Source organism: Microvirga medicaginis (assembly GCF_052658925.1).
In genome coordinates, this window is sequence record NZ_JBQWEL010000008.1 from 143,114 (window position 1) to 157,596 (window position 14,483).

The following is a 14,483-nucleotide window of genomic DNA, read 5'->3' on the forward strand; positions in this document are numbered from 1 at the left end:
TAATTCTCTATAGCGCGGCGATCTCGTACAACAGGCGACGGGCGCCAGTTTTCCACGGCTTGATCAGTTGTACTGCGATTTATCTCACCTGCGGTGGCACACTCCTAAACAGAAGGAGCACTTTGACTACGACCACGTGGTCACCAGGGAGAAGTTTTTGTGGTGACCTGGCAATACGACACATCGGTCCGTGATGCTGTCGCACGGGCTGAAACCGATTGTCCGTGCGATGCAACAGTCTACGCCTACGACTAGGGCTCAGCGCCCGACAGGAAGGCGGCCGGCCCGCCGCAAGATAACTCCTCCGGCCGAGGGCTCGGCGCGTTCAGGCGGCCAGAACTCCAGTAACAAAAAATCTGTGTGATCATCTCGCAACCCCTTGCAAGAATTAACAAACGTTCCGGAATTCGTGCTTCAAATTCCATTATCGGCACTTTCTGCTTCCATAATTGGAAGTTGGAAACCGACTAGGAGGAGGCCGCAGAAGTTTCATTTTCAGGGCTGCACTAGGCTACACCATCAGCCTCTGCGCGAGAGCTGTGCTCGCATAGATGTATGTGGACCCGGGAGATCTTGACAACTGCGAGACTGCTGCGAAGCTCAACCCGGCACGTGATCGTGCTAGGGCGGTGCTGCTACGTAGTACTCGTCCTCAACGCAACGCAACGCGACGTTCATTCGAGCCGACGCCCAACAGCTCGGCCTACCGGAAGGAAATCGCAATGCCTCTGCCATCCTTGAAGAAGCTGACGTCGATGCATTGGACTGATGCGGCTGCCATTCTTGAAGCGCATGCTCGCGACGAGATGGAAGCTCTCGACAATAAAACGCTTTGGCATCGTCGAGGACGGGCTTACGCACGTAAGCTCTGCCGCGAGAAGTTGAAGCGCATCGAGCGGTTCAAGATGGAACTTGGTCTCAGCTGAAGGCCAGCGGGAGGGGTGGGTGGCAGCGCCCACCCTAACTGCTCCAGCGTCGCCGCGCCGCTAGCTCAAGGAGTGCCTGGGAGGGTCGTGCAAGGGCTCGACGGTGGTCCAGGGAAGTGGTACAAACGAGCAATTCAAGGGCAGAGTAAGTCTTTGATTTTGCTGATTTTTGCTCTCCGGGGGCACAATCCTCTCCTGGGCACCATCTTTCTCAGAAGATGTGCTTCCGCAATAAGTTAAGCGATGACAAGGGTTTGAGCCGGGTCCGACTGTTCAACAGGACCGCTCAACAATGCCGCTTGCGATGCCGCGTCCCATGAAACGCTCGGGTTCCACTCACCACCAGTTCGTCCAACGCATTCCAGCCGACGTGAAGCCGAAGGTTCGGGGAATGCAACTCTCTATCCCGGTTGGCGATGTGTTTGTCCCCGTCACCGTGTCGGAGAAGGCCCAAGACATCCGCGTGTCACTTCGTACTCGGGACCCTCAGGAAGCTCGGGCGAGGCAAGCGGCGGTAGTAGCTTACCTTGAGGGCGTCTGGCGGGCTGTACGGGAAGGACCCCGCCGGTTGACCCACAAGCAAATCTTGGCCTTGGCGGGAGAGGTGTATCGCACGTTCACTGCGGCTTGTGAGGATGATCCTGGCAGTCCTGAGCTGTGGGCATCAGTCACCCATGCTAATGTGAAGGCTCTACACGGGGAGTTCGGACGCGCGTCCCTCCTGATAGCCTCCGATGACGAGCGACGAGCCAAGAGTTTAGCGGAACGGTTTGGTCCGGTTGCCGACATGGTATTGGCCAAGCACGGGCTAGTTGTTGATGCGGATAGCCGTGCCCGGCTGATTGAGCAGGTCGGGTTGGCATTGCGCGAAGCAGGCGAGGGGCTTTTCTTCAATGCTCTAGGAGATTACGGGCCTGACACTCGGACCGAGCGTTTTCCGTCATGGAAGCCAGAAGCAGCCCCGAAGATCGCGCCGGGCGGTGTTTCGCTTCGCTCGCTTTTCGACCAATGGAAGGCAGAGGCGGCTCCTGCCGCAAGCACAGTGGCGGAATGGCAACGAGCCGTCGATGGCTTTATAGCCTACATCAAGCACGATGATGCGACGCGGATCACCAAGGCTGAGGTCGCAGGGTGGAAGGCGGAGCTACTGTCCAAGAGCCTCAGTGCCAAGACTATCAACGATACGAAGCTGGCTGCCCTCCGGCGTGTACTTGCATGGGGTGTAGATAATGGCCTGTTGAGCAACAACCCGGCTCAAGGTGTAACCATCCGGCGGAAGCCGAAACCTGGCGAGGACATGGACGGGTTTTCGGACGCTCAAGCCGCTGCCATCCTCACTGCTGCCGCTGCATCAAAACGGGTTCCGATCTATTGGGTGCCGCTGCTGTGTGCTGGAACAGGGGCACGGGTCGGCGAGATGTGCCAACTCCGGGGAGAGGACATCAAAGAGGTCGATGGCATTGTCGTCCTACGGATCACTGCCGAAGCGGGGTCCGTGAAGAATGTTCCCTCCGAGCGAACAATCCCCTTGCCGCCGTCAGCTATCCAGGCTGGCTTTCTGGATTTCGCTAAGGGCCGTAAGGGGCCGCTGTTCTACAACCCGAACCGACGCAAGCCGGATGCAAAGCGTCCGCCTCACCGGATCGTGGCAAATCGGATTGCGGACTGGGTTCGGTCCCTGAACATTGAGGGCGTTGGCAGGAAGGCAAGGATTGACCCGAACCACGCTTGGCGTCACCGCTTCCACACCAAGGCGCGGGCAGCGGAGGTGAGCGATCAGGTTGCCGACCGCATCACGGGCCGGGGAGCCGCGAAGGGGAGCGGTGCCAAGTATGGCAGGGCCGAACTTGAAACCATGCTGCGGGCAATGAGTAAAATCCCGGTGCCGAATGGCGCTTACCTTCATAAGGCAGATGGTGGTCCTTCGGGGTTGATAGGAGCAAGGCGGAGTTCTCAATCCAGTCCGAGTTCTCCCGTTCCATAGCGTATATGCGCCTTGGATCAGGACAGGGGGTCCGTGCAAAAAAATAGTTAAGAGACAAGGCGTTGACAGTGGTTCTGTTGCCTACACTGTCAACGCTTTACACGGGTTAGAACTCGTCCTCGTCGATTGGCTCCCATGGAGCGGCTTTCTCGATCAGGTCGAGCGCCTGTCGAAGATCGGCAATGATTTCACCGCGCCTGAGCGGATCAGTGATGCCCCGCGCATTTGCGATGATTTCCCCCGTGGCCTGCCTTACGGCTGCCAAGCGGCGCTCCTCAGGGTCAGTCTGAGGCAGTCCGCCTTCGGCTCGGGGTTCCTCATCCCGCCGTGCCATCTGCTTCCAGATTGCCGGGAAGTCCTCCCGCATCCAGTTGATCACGCAGGTGTGCGAGATGAGACCGTGGAGGTCCGATGAGATTTCCCGAGACGACTTAATCCGCCGACGGCCAGTCTTGTGCTGCCCAGCCCGAACATAGGCCCGGAACACGTTTCGTAGTTCACCACGTTTGAGCGGAACCCCATGCTTCAGGTTTGCTTCGGCAGCGAGCCAGCCGAGTTCATGCTCAGGGTTCTCGACAAGGATCGCTGGCAGTGTTGTGCGTCCGATCTTCCTTGCTGCTGTGACGCGATGCCAACCGTCGATAACGACCGGAGTGCCGTTTACTTTACCAATCTTAATCGGCGGGAACTCCGCTCCTGCCTTCATTGCCTCGGCGTATTTCTTGACCGCACCTCGGTCTAAGCTGAAGCGGGACTGATATTCATGGTCAAGAACAAGGTCTTCAACATTGACGAGGATTGTCCGCGCTGCGTTCATTAGTTCCTCACTGACTGCTGTTGTCCTGACAGCGGAGCGAGGACGGGTTGATCTACGCCGACACATCCGATGATGGAAACTGATGAGGGTCTAGGCGGTAGCCCCGCCTTTACCTTCTCCGCTTCTGCACGGGCGAGGGTATCTACAAGGTCATTGCCCTCTTCGCCTGCGTGGCCTCGTACCCATTGAAAGCTGATCCGAGGATGTTCGTCAGCAAGCCGAAAGAGGGTCCGCCAAAGACTTGCATTGGCGACGGGCTGACCTTTTGAGTTCCGCCAGCCCCGTGCTTCCCACCCTCGACGCCACTCGTTCACGCCCTTCACGACATACTCGCTGTCGCAGAAGATCGCTCCAGAGGCGTCCTGAGGGAGTGCATTTAGGGCCTCGATGGCGGCCCTTAGCTCCATTGCATTGTTCGTCGCCTGAGCTTCAGAGCCGACGAGCGTCTCACGGCTACCATCCGGTCGGATGATGAGAACGGCCCAACCTGCGGGGCCTGGATTGTGGAGCGACGAGCCGTCCGCGTACACCACGTAGGTGTCAGCGAGGGGCTTCCCTCCGATGACTTCATTAGATGGATGGTTGTTCCTTCTCATGTTCTGCATTGAAATGACGGCGGGCAGACCAAGGCTCTGAGTTGACTTGATCTGTCCGAAAGAGTTGTGCTGATGGGGTTTAGAAGGTCCGTGACAACAGATGCTCACGGACACGCTAGAGACGTTCGCGATCAGGCGCTTATCTCTAAAGGTGTCACCTAATCGCTTTGCCTCTGGTGGCGAGGGAAGATGCTCTTCTCCTCTGAAGGTGAGGAGTAATCGCCTTCCCATCCTGAAGGAGGGCGGTAATCACGTTAGAGTAGGTGCAGTGAGACTGCACTTTTGGACCGCTCAGGTGTCACGTCTGTAGAACCCGGTAAACCTGCATACGAGAGCAACCGAGGGCCTTTGCGATTGCAGCAGGGCCATGTCCTTCCGAGTGCATCGCCTTCACCTTGTCATGGTCGAGACGCCGCTTTCCGCCCCTGTAGACGCCTTCGGTCTTCGCCTTCTCGATCCCGTCTCTTTGCCGTTCCTTAATGAACCGGCGCTCCATCTGGGCTACCATGCCAAGGACCGTCAGGACGAGGTGTCCCATCTCCCCGCGTGTGCTGACATGCGGATCAAGGACGGTGAGGAACGCGCCCTTCTGCTCAACCTCATGAACGATGTTTAGAACGTCTCTGGTGTTGCGCCCGAGCCGGTCGAGGCGGGTGACGACAAGCTCATCGCCAGAGCGAAGGAACTCAATGATGGTCGCCAGTTCATTCCGTCCGTCCCGGCTTGCACCTGAGACTTTCTCCGAGCGAACGACTTCACAACCTTCAGCCTTGAGCTTTTCGATTTGGGTCTGAAGGTCCTGGTCAGAAGTGGAGACGCGAGCGTAACCGATACGAGCCATAGCTGTAACCTCAGGGTCTTAGACCTGAGTACATTTGCGTCACATCTTCTCTATGTCAACCCTGATGTTACGCCTCTAAGCATGGCCGTGTTACGTCACGTTAGGGTATACCCCGAAGTGACAACCTATCTCTCTAGGACCTCGGCAATAGGCCGCCATGCGGGTGATCTGCGCTGATCTACGATAAACACGTCAGCCTGTCGGACAGGCACTAATCCACGGACCATCCAACACCCGCGAACCGTGGCACGGCTATCTGGTTCAGCCGCAAGATCACCCGCACTGACGCGGATGATAACAGGGCGTCTCCCTAGCCCATCTCTTGGGCCGCGCGAGCGATAGTGCGCGATGTCTGCGAAGAAAGCAGCACCGCGCCATTGGTCTGCAAAGAACACAGCCTCGGAGCAACGGCGAGATAAGTCTGGATCGTCGCGCCACACAGGCGCTTTGCCGGGTATCAGACCATCACGGTAGATCGTTTTTAGCCGAGCGAATACGGTTCCGTGATAAAGATACTTCGGGGTGTCCGATACCGCCTCCCCTACGGGGGGAACGTCGTTAACTGACGTGTGAAGAAGGCGTCTCACGATTTTTCGGGTGAATGTTTGGACAACAGACGAGTTCAGATGGGACTACAGGGTGGTGACTGCTTCGATGCGCCAGCTCCTAGTTATACACCGAGAGCAGTCTGTGCAGGCAGGGGCGGATGTACAAACTCTTCTGCATCAACTCCATTCGCCCGGAGGAACGGAGCGTCCTTCAAGAGGCGGTACAGATTGAGCATCCGCTTTTCAGCTCGCAAGATGAAGGTTTCATAGAGTAACGGTGTAATCGTCACCACGCCGGTGATTGTGCTATCAGCTTCGAGCGGATCAATCTCTGATCCCATTACGAAGCAGTTGACCTTTGTGTGAGCCTTGATCTGGCCCTTGTCTCGAAGCTCTTTCACGTACTTCCACGCTTGTTGCTTCTGCTCATGGCCAATCGGTATTCCGGGGCGTTTCAACTCGACAATGACCAGTGAGGATACGCCGTTCGGATTGTGCTCGTCGTCGTAAGCGGGACGAGAGTAAAGGCCGACGCTCCCATCAGGCACAACCACGAAGTCTGGCCGGTTCAAGCTGCCCGAGACTTTGCCACGGAAGATATGTCGGATCACCTCAGTCATGCCGCGATTAGAGGTGAACTCAATCGTCTCGAACTCAGGCCCGAATATCCAAAGACCCCGCTCAAACAGCGGTTGCAGTTCCTGAACCTCATCGGTGTTCTTATCACGTAACTTATCTTGCAACTCATGAATGAGTTTCAGGCGCGTCCCAATCTCATCCAGAGCCTCCTTAGCGAGGTTCAGTGACCACGCTGTAAGTATGTCATGGAGAATATCCAGTGATCCGGGAGGTAGTCCGTGAAGTTGATCGATTAGACCATACCGCGAACGGGCTTGCTCAAGATTAGCCAATATACCGGCAAGCTGCTCCAGCTCTTGATTGCGAATATTTGGGCAAGTGTCCACGACCTGATCAACGAAGGCGTTCCAGCGTTCCCGACTGAGTGCCGGAAGACGGCTAACTTCTGGTTCTAGCCGTTCCCGAACAGCAGCTTTAATCTCAGCACGTCGCGTCGCATTGAACTCCTGAAGGGCATCTCTGATATGGTCTTGAACAACCGTTCTCGTCTTCTGCCATGATGGGTTGGATGCATCGAAATCAGACCAGTCCGGCAGCACAGCATCAGATAAGAAATCCGCGAAAACAATAAACGTATAGCGTTTAGCCTCAGATGTTCGTCCATCAAGGATGCGCTCATAATCGGACCCGCGCCAGCCGCACTCGCCGACAAGGCGGTTATTTACATGCCAAGCAACGCCGTGTTGCCGAGTAGAGCGATCTGAACGTTGAGCATCAATGACAAGTACCCGTGCCGTACCCAATCCGGCCACTGGCACCTGCAACTCACTAAGGAACTCGGGAGGAATGTCATCAAAGGTGACCCTCACTCCGTCCACAGTCACTACAAAGTTCGGATCAGTCAAAAAGCGGCTACCCAGAACTTCGCGGGCCTTGTCTGCTGTTAAGTTTACGTGATCTGCGACAGTGCCTCTGATTTCAGTGCCGTGTCCATCAACGTTATCCTTAGTTGCCAGCAGTTCAATATTGAGCGGCGCATCGATCTGCTGAGACACCCTAAACAGGCTTTCCTGCCCGTTCTTCCACGTTCGCACTTCGTAAGGAGACGAGAACAGGAAGGCCGCGTGTCTCCCTCTGCCATTCCTTCCATACGCTGTACGTTGTTGTAGGTGTGCAAGCTCAGGGGGCGGAGCAACCTTACTCCCCTGATTAGATGTCCGATCATAATCGAGGGTCCGCCAACGGTACTCGAACTCCTCGCGCGTCAGTCCAAACCCATTGTCCTTAATCGCGAATACGTGCCCGCGCTCTCGGTCAGGCCATGTGATACGAACCTCAGTAGCGAAGGCGTCCCAAGCATTGGCCACAAGTTCGATTAACGCTGTTGAAGGGTCCGACATGATGGAGCCAGCGTATCGACCCAAAAAGCGTTGGTCGAAGAGAAGAACCCCTTGAGACATCTGTCGAACTCTAATCGGAAGTTGATCCTATCCTGTATGGATAGCGCAAGCGTTGCAGTAGGCCAAGGGGATGTTGATGTGTCGCTCCTCAGTCATATAAAGTTGCGGAGCAGTAACGGATTTAGCACAACAGAACTGTTCAACATTCACAGGTTGGCCCGGTAAAAAAGCCTTTGTTTATCATCACTTAGGGACGTGGATCGCCAGTCCTCTCCTGGGCACCAACCCTTCTCTAAGGGGTTGATGCATAAAGAAATCCCGCAAAATCAGCGACTTCAGGCTGCCCGAGTGGTACACACGGGTGGTGTACAGGATCTGCTTCCAAATCCCTTACTCCTCGGTTGCTGGCCGGAAGGCGGAATCCTTCGCTTTCGGTCAGAGCCTCAGGTTCGGAACCAAACCAGAGCTTGGCCGTTGATGGGGGCCGTTATTTGCCAAGGCCGGCCATGCTGCTCAGGATTGCCTGGTTCATTCTCACACTGGTCGCTCTTGGGCCGGCTCTTGCTCAGGAAGACCAGACTGTCAGGGTCGGCGTACTCAGGTTTGGAACCGTAGCCTGGGAGATCGATACAATTCGTCATGAGGGCCTCGCCCGCAGGCGCGCCATAAACCTTGTCCCGGTTGAGTTCGCATCGAACGAAGCAGCCAAAGTGGCCCTCCAGGCGGGCGCGGTGGACATGATTGTCACCGATTGGCCTTGGGTCGTACGCCAAAGGAGCGAGGGGGCTGCGTTCAGCTTCATCCCCTATTCGAAGGCGGTCGGGACGCTGATGATCCCTCGCGATTCAAACATCCGAAACCTTGCGGATCTCAAGGGCAGGCGGATCGGAGTTGCGGGAGGGCCTCTCGATAAGAGCTGGCTTCTTCTCAGGGCCTATGCGCGGAAAGAGCTCGGTGTCGATCTGGCGGAGGAGGCGGAGCCTGTTTTTGGCGCTCCACCGCTCCTGAACGAGGAACTGGCCCGCGGACGGATCGATGCCGTCCTGACCTACTGGCACTACGCCGCCCGCCTGGAGGCTGCCGGGGCCAAATCGTTTCTGACGGTGGCCGACATCATCCGCCGTCTCGGGATAGACGGCGATGTGCCTATGCTCGGCTATGCGTTTCGCGAAGATTGGGCCCGGCGCGAGAGCGCCGCTCTGCAGGAGTTCGTCGCAGCGTCGCGGGAAGCCAAGACGCTGCTCGCGGACTCAAGGGACGCATGGGTTCGTCTGGCGCCTCACATCGGCACCGATGATCCGGCTGTCTTGACCGCACTTCAGGCCGGCTTTCGCGCCGGCACTCCTGAGCATTGGGGAGAAGCCGAGCGCAAGGCATCGGCCGATCTTTATGCTATCCTCGTCAACATCGGAGGAGAGAAGCTCGTCGGAAAGGCCAAGACCCTGGATCCGATGACGTTCTGGCCCTCCGTGTCCTATTGAGGCTGCCGATGCGCGCTGCTGACATCCGGAGCGGGGGAGGGTGGCAGGGAATTGCCTCCGTGCTGCTGTTCCTGAGCCTGTGGCAGATGGGAGCGCTGCTTGCCGACAGCCGCCTCCTGCCAGGTCCCGGCACGGTGCTGCAAAGCCTCATCGGCGAGGCGAAAAACGGCGATTTGTTTTATCATCTCGGCATCACCCTCGCGCGCGTCGGCGTCAGCTTCATCGTCGCCATGGTGATCGGAGCCGCGCTCGGCCTTGCGCTCGGCCTTTCGCGCGTGCTCGACCGTTGGCTTAATCCCTGGCTCATGATCCTGCTCAACGTGCCGGCGCTCGTGGTCGTGATTCTCACCTATATCTGGCTCGGTCTCGTGGAGACGGCGCTTCTCGTGGCGGTTGCCCTCAACAAGATTCCCAATGTGGCCGTCACGTTGCGCGAAGGCGCGCGGGCGCTCGAGCGGGATTACGCGGAAGTGGCGCAGGTTTACCGGTTCGGTCCTTGGACGACCTTGCGAGAGGTGATCGTTCCGCAGCTTGCGCCCTATCTCCTGGCTGCCGCACGCAACGGCCTTGCGCTGATCTGGAAGATCGTTCTCGTGGTTGAATTGCTGGGTCGCTCCAACGGCGTCGGCTTTCAGCTGCAGAGCTATTTCCAGCTCTTCGACGTGCCGCGTGTCATGGCCTATGCGGTGGCATTCATCGCCTGTGTGCTGTTGACCGAGTTTCTGATTTTCGTGCCGTTCGAACGCCGCATGGATGTCTGGCGGCGATGACGATGCGCGTTGTCATTCGGCATAAGGTTTTTCCTGCGAGGGCGGATGCTCCCGCACGCGTCGTCTTCGACCAATTCGCGCTCGATCTCGAAAGGGGAGAAGTCTGTGCCATCATCGGTCCGTCGGGCATCGGCAAGACGAGCCTTCTCCACATCGTCGCCGGTCTCGATCAAGACTTTGACGGCTCCGTCGAGGGGCGCCCCCGAGAGATCGGCTACCTGTTCCAGGCGCCACGTCTGTTGCCGTGGCGCACGGCCCGAGAGAATCTGGAGCTCGTGATTCCCGATCATCCCGAGAGAGCGGAAGCGTGGCTCGCACAGGTCGGCCTTGAAGGATCGGAGAACGTCTATCCCCAGCGCCTGTCTCTCGGCATGGCACGGCGCGTGTCGCTTGCGCGTGCCTTGGCGGTGGAGCCGAAGCTCCTTTTGCTGGACGAGCCCTTTTCCGCCCTGGACGAGGCGACTGCAAAAGACATGCAGGATCTTGTGGCGACACAGGTGAAAAGACTGCGGCCGACCACGCTCCTGGTGACGCATCACCGGCACGAGGCTGCCGCGCTCGCCCATCGCGTGATCACGCTGGACGGTTCGCCGGCGCGGATCGTGGACGACAGGCCTGTTCGATCGGCGAGGGCGGCCGAATGAAGCTGCTCCTGATCCTGCTTGCGCTGTTTCTGATGAGACCTGCCCTGGCCCAGGAGGGTGCCATTGCGATAGGTCTCATCACGCAAACGCGCGATCCCGTTCAACCGGTCTCTCCGCTTGATCGTGAGATCCGGGACGAGGGCGTCGCAGGCGCCCGCCTCGGCATTGCCGACAATGCCACGACAGGCCGGTTCACCGCACAGCGCTTTACGCTGGTCGAGCGGACGATTGGAAACGATGCCAGGCCGGAGGATGTCATCCGCGCGTTGGCGCATGAGGGAATCCGGTTCGTCGTCACCGATCTCGATGCGCCGCATCTTCTGGAAGCGGCATCTGCTCCGGAAGCGCGCGAGATGCTCCTTCTCAATGCCCGTGCGCCGGATGACGCGCTTCGCAACGAGTCCTGCCGCGCCAACATGCTCCACACCATTCCGAGCCGCGCCATGCTCGCCGACGCCCTGGCGCAGTACCTGATGGCGAAGCGCTGGCGGCGCTGGTTTCTGGTGACGGGCAGCGCCCCCGGCGACAAGCTGCAGGCCGAAGCCTTCCGGCGCGCGGCCATGCGCTTCGGAGCCGAGATCGCGGGTGAGAAGGAATGGACCTTCAAGCCCGGCCATGCGCGCACGGATACGGGGCATGTGACCCTGCAGAGCGAGATCCCGGCTCTGACCCAGGTGGCCGACCATGATGTGCTCATCGTCGCGGACGAGGCGAATGAGTTCGGCGAGTATCTGCCCTATCGCACGGCAAGACCCCGTCCCGTAGCCGGGACGCACGGGCTCGTTACGACAGGCTGGAACGCCGTGTCCGAGCAATGGGGCGCGACGCAGCTCCAGGCCCGGTTTGAGAAACTGTCGGGCCGCAGAATGACCGCCGTCGATTACGCTGCCTGGGCGGCGGTCCGCTCCATCGGCGAAGCCGCCATCCGCGCCCGCAGCAGCGATCCTGACGCGATCATGACCTATCTGCGCGGGCCCGATTTCGTCCTCTCCGGCTTCAAGGGTCAAGGACAGAGCTTCCGCGCCTGGGACGGGCAGATGCGACAGCCGATCCTGATAGCGGGCCCCAGGCTCCTCGTCTCCGTCTCGCCGCAGGCAGGCTATCTGCATCGGGGCTCTGAACTCGACACGCTGGGATACGACCATGAGGAGAGCCGATGCCGTTTCTGATCGCCGCCATCCTCGGACTTGTGCTGACCCTGCGGGTCGCCTCAGCCGAAACCGTCTATGTTTCGAACGAGCAGGACAACACTGTGTCCGTGATCGATGGAACATCCTTGAGCCTTGCCGCTACCATTCCGGTTGGGCGACGGCCGCGGGGCATTGGGCTGAGTGCGGACAGGCAGAAGCTTTATGTGGCGGTCGGTGATGACAACCGCATCGATGTCGTGGATCTGAAAACCCACAAGGTGGAGAGCTCGCTTCCGTCCGGCGAGGACCCGGAGCTGTTCGTGCTGCATCCGGACGGGCGCCGTCTGTTCGTCGCCAACGAGAACGACAATCTCGTTTCCGTTGTTGATATTTTTCAGCGGCGCATCGTCGCCGAAGTCGATGTCGGCGTGGAGCCTGAAGGCATGGGAGCAAGTCCTGACGGACGCATCGTGGTGAACACATCCGAGACCACGAGCATGCTTCATGTGATCGACGCCGCGAGTCTCGAACTCATCGACAACGTTCTGGTGGGGACCCGCCCACGCGTGGCGCAGGTTTCCGCCGACAGCCGGCAGATATGGGTGTCGTCCGAACTGCGCGGAACGGTGGAGGTGTTCGACGCCGCAACACGCGAGCCGCTGGCGAAGATCGGCTTCGACGTTCCCGGCGTTCCACGGGAGCTCGTGCAGGCCGTCGGCATCCAGCTCGCGCCCGACGGATCGCGCGCCTATGTGGCTTTGGGCCCTGCCAACCGCGTGGCCGAAATCGATGCGAGAACCTTCAAGGTGCTGCGCACCTATCTGGTCGGGCAACGGGTCTGGCACATCGCGCTCTCGCCCGGCGGCAAGCGCCTCTACACTGCGAACGGTAATTCGAGTGACGTCTCCATCATCGATGTCGCCAACCAGGAGGTCATAAAAACCATCGGCGTGGGCCGCTCGCCCTGGGGAATTGCGGTCGCGCCATGACGGCTCTTGTGATCGAGAATCTCAGTCATGGATTTGGTGTGCGCAAGGCTCTCTCAGATGTGAGCCTTGCGGTGGAGCCGGGCGCTTTCATGGTTTTGCTCGGCCCGAACGGAGCAGGCAAGACCACGCTCGTCTCGCTCGTCACCGGGCTCTACAACGCACAACAGGGCGACATCCGCATCTTCGGTCATTCGATGCGCAGCGATCCTCTGCCGGCGCTCGCCGGCCTCGGCGTCGTGTTTCAGATGCCGACGCTCGACCTCGACCTCACCGTCACGGAAAATCTCGCCTATCATGCAGCCCTGCACGGCCTCTCCCGGCGCGAAGCGGCAAAGCGTTCAACTCTCGAATTGGAACGGCTTGGCATCGCTGAACGAAGCCATGACAAGGTACGCTCCTTGTCGGGGGGCCTGCGCCGGCGCGTCGAGATTGCCCGCGCGCTCCTGCACAATCCCCGTCTCCTGATCGTCGACGAGGCGACAGCCGGACTCGACGTGGCCGGTCGGCACTTGTTGCTCAAGCATGTGCGGTCCATGTGCGGCGAGGGGCTCAGCGTACTCTGGGCCACCCACATGCTCGACGAGGTGGAGTCTGCCGACAGGCTCGCGGTGCTGCACCAAGGATCTGTCCGCTGGATGGGCGCGGCGGGCGAGATCGCCTCGTCCGGGACGCTCGAAGCCGCGTTCCTGCGCCTCACGGGAGAGGCCGCATGAGGATGCGCCATGGGATGCGCCATGCCGCTCTCGCATTCTCCGGCATCATCCGCCGGGAGATGCTGCGCTTCGTCGGGCAGCAGGGGCGCTTCGCCGCGGCGATCGTGCGCCCTCTCGTGTGGCTCGGGATCTTCGCTGCGGGCTTTCGCTCCGTGCTCGGCCTTTCGATCATTCCCCCTTACCAGACCTACATCCTCTATGAGGTCTATATCGTCCCGGGGCTCGTGGGGATGATGCTGCTTTTCCATGGCATGCAGAATTCCCTCTCCATGGTCTATGACCGGGAGATGGGATCCATGCGGGTCCTCCTGACGGCGCCGCTGCCGCGATGGTGGCTCCTAGGCGCGCGCCTTCTCGCCAGCACGATGACGGTGCTGCCCATCGTCTATATCTTTCTGCTGCTCGCGCGCTTCTGGGAGGTCCGCCCGCCGGCTCTCGGCTATGGGGCGGCGTTGCCTGCGCTGGTGCTCGCAGGTTTGATGCTCGGTGCGTTCGGCCTCGCGTTGTCATCGCTCATCCGCCAGCTTGAAAATTTCGCAGGCGTGATGAACTTCGTCATCTTTCCCGTCTTCTTTGCCTCGACAGCCCTCTATCCGCTCTGGCGTCTGGAGGAGGTCAGTCCCGTTCTTGGGTGGATCGCCTGGGTCAACCCGTTCTCCCATGCGGTCGAGCTGATCCGCTTTGCACTCTATCTCCGGTTCGAGCCCGTGGCCCTGGCCGTCTGCACCATGGCGCTTTCGGTCTTCTTCACGCTCGCAGTCTGGGGCTACGATCCTGGCCGCGGGTTCTGGGCGCGCCGGGCTGTCGAGTAAGCCGAGGGAACAGGCTGCTCCGCTTCATCGTTGCTGTTGCGGAGCAACAGACTTGGCCGACAGACTTGGCCGATGGGAAAGGCATGGCAATGCCCCAGAGTGATTCGCTCAGGAAAGACCTGCGGGTCTTCCGTGATCCGGGCTTCCTGGTAACCCTGCTCGTCATCGGGCTTTTGTGCGCCGTGGGTGCCTCTATCCTGATTTATGCCGCCAATAAGTACGGCATCCCCATCCGCGAATACTGGCGTTAGCA

Annotated in this window: 14 protein-coding genes and 2 pseudogenes; 11 read left to right on the plus strand and 5 right to left on the minus strand. The window is 59.3% G+C overall.

Translation table 11 applies throughout. The features are described from left to right. Positions 1-722 precede the first annotated feature (722 nt). The 3 genes and pseudogenes from ACUXUR_RS12620 (at position 723) to ACUXUR_RS12630 (ending at position 2,910) form a co-directional block, all read left to right on the plus strand. Complete coding sequence (locus ACUXUR_RS12620; protein ID WP_445502701.1) at positions 723-926, plus strand: hypothetical protein; 204 nt, start codon at positions 723-725, stop codon at positions 924-926. A 391-nt stretch (positions 927-1,317) separates the two neighbouring features. Continuing rightward, positions 1,318-1,467: pseudogene (locus ACUXUR_RS12625) on the plus strand (DUF6538 domain-containing protein); the annotation flags it as partial. Positions 1,468-1,713: 246 nt separating this feature from the next. Then, positions 1,714-2,910, plus strand: a complete 1,197-nt coding sequence (locus ACUXUR_RS12630; RefSeq protein WP_445502777.1) for a site-specific integrase — start codon at positions 1,714-1,716, stop codon at positions 2,908-2,910. Between the two features lie 106 nt (positions 2,911-3,016). Here the strand turns inward: ACUXUR_RS12630 and ACUXUR_RS12635 are convergent, their stop codons facing one another. From ACUXUR_RS12635 to ACUXUR_RS12655, 5 genes and pseudogenes are all read right to left on the minus strand, one after another. Next, positions 3,017-3,727 (minus strand): ParB/RepB/Spo0J family partition protein, encoded by a 711-nt coding sequence (locus ACUXUR_RS12635; RefSeq protein WP_445502702.1) that lies wholly within the window; start codon positions 3,725-3,727, stop codon positions 3,017-3,019. Continuing rightward, positions 3,727-4,554, minus strand: a complete 828-nt coding sequence (locus ACUXUR_RS12640; RefSeq protein WP_445502703.1) for a ribonuclease H family protein — start codon at positions 4,552-4,554, stop codon at positions 3,727-3,729. The genes ACUXUR_RS12635 and ACUXUR_RS12640 overlap by 1 nt, the downstream gene beginning before the upstream one ends. Before the next feature lie 67 nt (positions 4,555-4,621). Beyond that, positions 4,622-5,164 carry a recombinase family protein gene (locus ACUXUR_RS12645; RefSeq protein WP_445502704.1) on the minus strand — a complete coding sequence of 181 codons (543 nt, stop codon included), beginning with the start codon at positions 5,162-5,164 and terminating at the stop codon, positions 4,622-4,624. Positions 5,165-5,834: 670 nt separating this feature from the next. Continuing rightward, entirely contained in the window at positions 5,835-7,346 is a 1,512-nt protein-coding gene (locus ACUXUR_RS12650) for an ATP-binding protein (RefSeq protein WP_445502781.1), read from the minus strand. 6 nt (positions 7,347-7,352) lie between these two features. Beyond that, positions 7,353-7,751 (minus strand): annotated as a pseudogene (locus ACUXUR_RS12655) (ATP-binding protein); the annotation flags it as partial. A 446-nt stretch (positions 7,752-8,197) separates the two neighbouring features. Between ACUXUR_RS12655 and ACUXUR_RS12660 the strand changes: the two are divergent. The 8 genes from ACUXUR_RS12660 to ACUXUR_RS12695 all read left to right on the plus strand — a co-directional run bounded on the left by ACUXUR_RS12660 (position 8,198) and on the right by ACUXUR_RS12695 (position 14,481). Further along, complete coding sequence (locus ACUXUR_RS12660; RefSeq protein WP_445502705.1) at positions 8,198-9,172, plus strand: ABC transporter substrate-binding protein; 975 nt, start codon at positions 8,198-8,200, stop codon at positions 9,170-9,172. Between the two features lie 8 nt (positions 9,173-9,180). Next, entirely contained in the window at positions 9,181-9,942 is a 762-nt protein-coding gene (locus ACUXUR_RS12665; RefSeq protein ID WP_445502706.1) for an ABC transporter permease, read from the plus strand. After that, the gene (locus ACUXUR_RS12670) at positions 9,939-10,586 is read left to right on the plus strand and encodes an ABC transporter ATP-binding protein (protein WP_445502707.1); all 648 of its coding nucleotides are present in this window, start codon (positions 9,939-9,941) and stop codon (positions 10,584-10,586) included. Before ACUXUR_RS12665 ends, ACUXUR_RS12670 begins: the two co-directional genes overlap by 4 nt. Beyond that, positions 10,583-11,755: an ABC transporter substrate-binding protein gene (locus tag ACUXUR_RS12675; RefSeq protein WP_445502708.1), complete on the plus strand. Its 1,173-nt coding sequence runs from the start codon at positions 10,583-10,585 to the stop codon at positions 11,753-11,755. The genes ACUXUR_RS12670 and ACUXUR_RS12675 overlap by 4 nt, the downstream gene beginning before the upstream one ends. Next, on the plus strand, positions 11,743-12,705 hold the full coding sequence (locus ACUXUR_RS12680; protein WP_445502709.1) for a PQQ-dependent catabolism-associated beta-propeller protein: 963 nt from the start codon (positions 11,743-11,745) through the stop codon (positions 12,703-12,705). Before ACUXUR_RS12675 ends, ACUXUR_RS12680 begins: the two co-directional genes overlap by 13 nt. Beyond that, positions 12,702-13,418: an ABC transporter ATP-binding protein gene (locus ACUXUR_RS12685; RefSeq protein ID WP_445502710.1), complete on the plus strand. Its 717-nt coding sequence runs from the start codon at positions 12,702-12,704 to the stop codon at positions 13,416-13,418. The genes ACUXUR_RS12680 and ACUXUR_RS12685 overlap by 4 nt, the downstream gene beginning before the upstream one ends. Further along, on the plus strand, positions 13,415-14,230 hold the full coding sequence (locus ACUXUR_RS12690; protein ID WP_445502711.1) for an ABC transporter permease: 816 nt from the start codon (positions 13,415-13,417) through the stop codon (positions 14,228-14,230). Before ACUXUR_RS12685 ends, ACUXUR_RS12690 begins: the two co-directional genes overlap by 4 nt. A gap of 89 nt (positions 14,231-14,319) precedes the next feature. Further along, positions 14,320-14,481: a hypothetical protein gene (locus ACUXUR_RS12695; protein ID WP_445502712.1), complete on the plus strand. Its 162-nt coding sequence runs from the start codon at positions 14,320-14,322 to the stop codon at positions 14,479-14,481. Positions 14,482-14,483 lie beyond the last annotated feature (2 nt).

Excerpts from the sequence above, each read along its gene's own strand:
- ACUXUR_RS12660 (WP_445502705.1), top strand. The coding sequence starts at position 8,198 with ATGCTGCTCAGGATTGCCTGGTTCATTCTCACACTGGTCGCTCTTGGG.
- ACUXUR_RS12635 (WP_445502702.1), bottom strand. The coding sequence starts at position 3,727 with ATGAACGCAGCGCGGACAATCCTCGTCAATGTTGAAGACCTTGTTCTT.
- ACUXUR_RS12630 (WP_445502777.1), top strand. The coding sequence starts at position 1,714 with ATGGTATTGGCCAAGCACGGGCTAGTTGTTGATGCGGATAGCCGTGCC.
- ACUXUR_RS12670 (WP_445502707.1), top strand. The coding sequence starts at position 9,939 with ATGACGATGCGCGTTGTCATTCGGCATAAGGTTTTTCCTGCGAGGGCG.
- ACUXUR_RS12640 (WP_445502703.1), bottom strand. The coding sequence starts at position 4,554 with ATGGGAAGGCGATTACTCCTCACCTTCAGAGGAGAAGAGCATCTTCCC.
- ACUXUR_RS12685 (WP_445502710.1), top strand. The coding sequence starts at position 12,702 with ATGACGGCTCTTGTGATCGAGAATCTCAGTCATGGATTTGGTGTGCGC.
- ACUXUR_RS12620 (WP_445502701.1), top strand. The coding sequence starts at position 723 with ATGCCTCTGCCATCCTTGAAGAAGCTGACGTCGATGCATTGGACTGAT.
- ACUXUR_RS12680 (WP_445502709.1), top strand. The coding sequence starts at position 11,743 with ATGCCGTTTCTGATCGCCGCCATCCTCGGACTTGTGCTGACCCTGCGG.
- ACUXUR_RS12690 (WP_445502711.1), top strand. The coding sequence starts at position 13,415 with ATGAGGATGCGCCATGGGATGCGCCATGCCGCTCTCGCATTCTCCGGC.
- ACUXUR_RS12665 (WP_445502706.1), top strand. The coding sequence starts at position 9,181 with ATGCGCGCTGCTGACATCCGGAGCGGGGGAGGGTGGCAGGGAATTGCC.
- ACUXUR_RS12695 (WP_445502712.1), top strand. The coding sequence starts at position 14,320 with ATGCCCCAGAGTGATTCGCTCAGGAAAGACCTGCGGGTCTTCCGTGAT.
- ACUXUR_RS12675 (WP_445502708.1), top strand. The coding sequence starts at position 10,583 with ATGAAGCTGCTCCTGATCCTGCTTGCGCTGTTTCTGATGAGACCTGCC.
- ACUXUR_RS12645 (WP_445502704.1), bottom strand. The coding sequence starts at position 5,164 with ATGGCTCGTATCGGTTACGCTCGCGTCTCCACTTCTGACCAGGACCTT.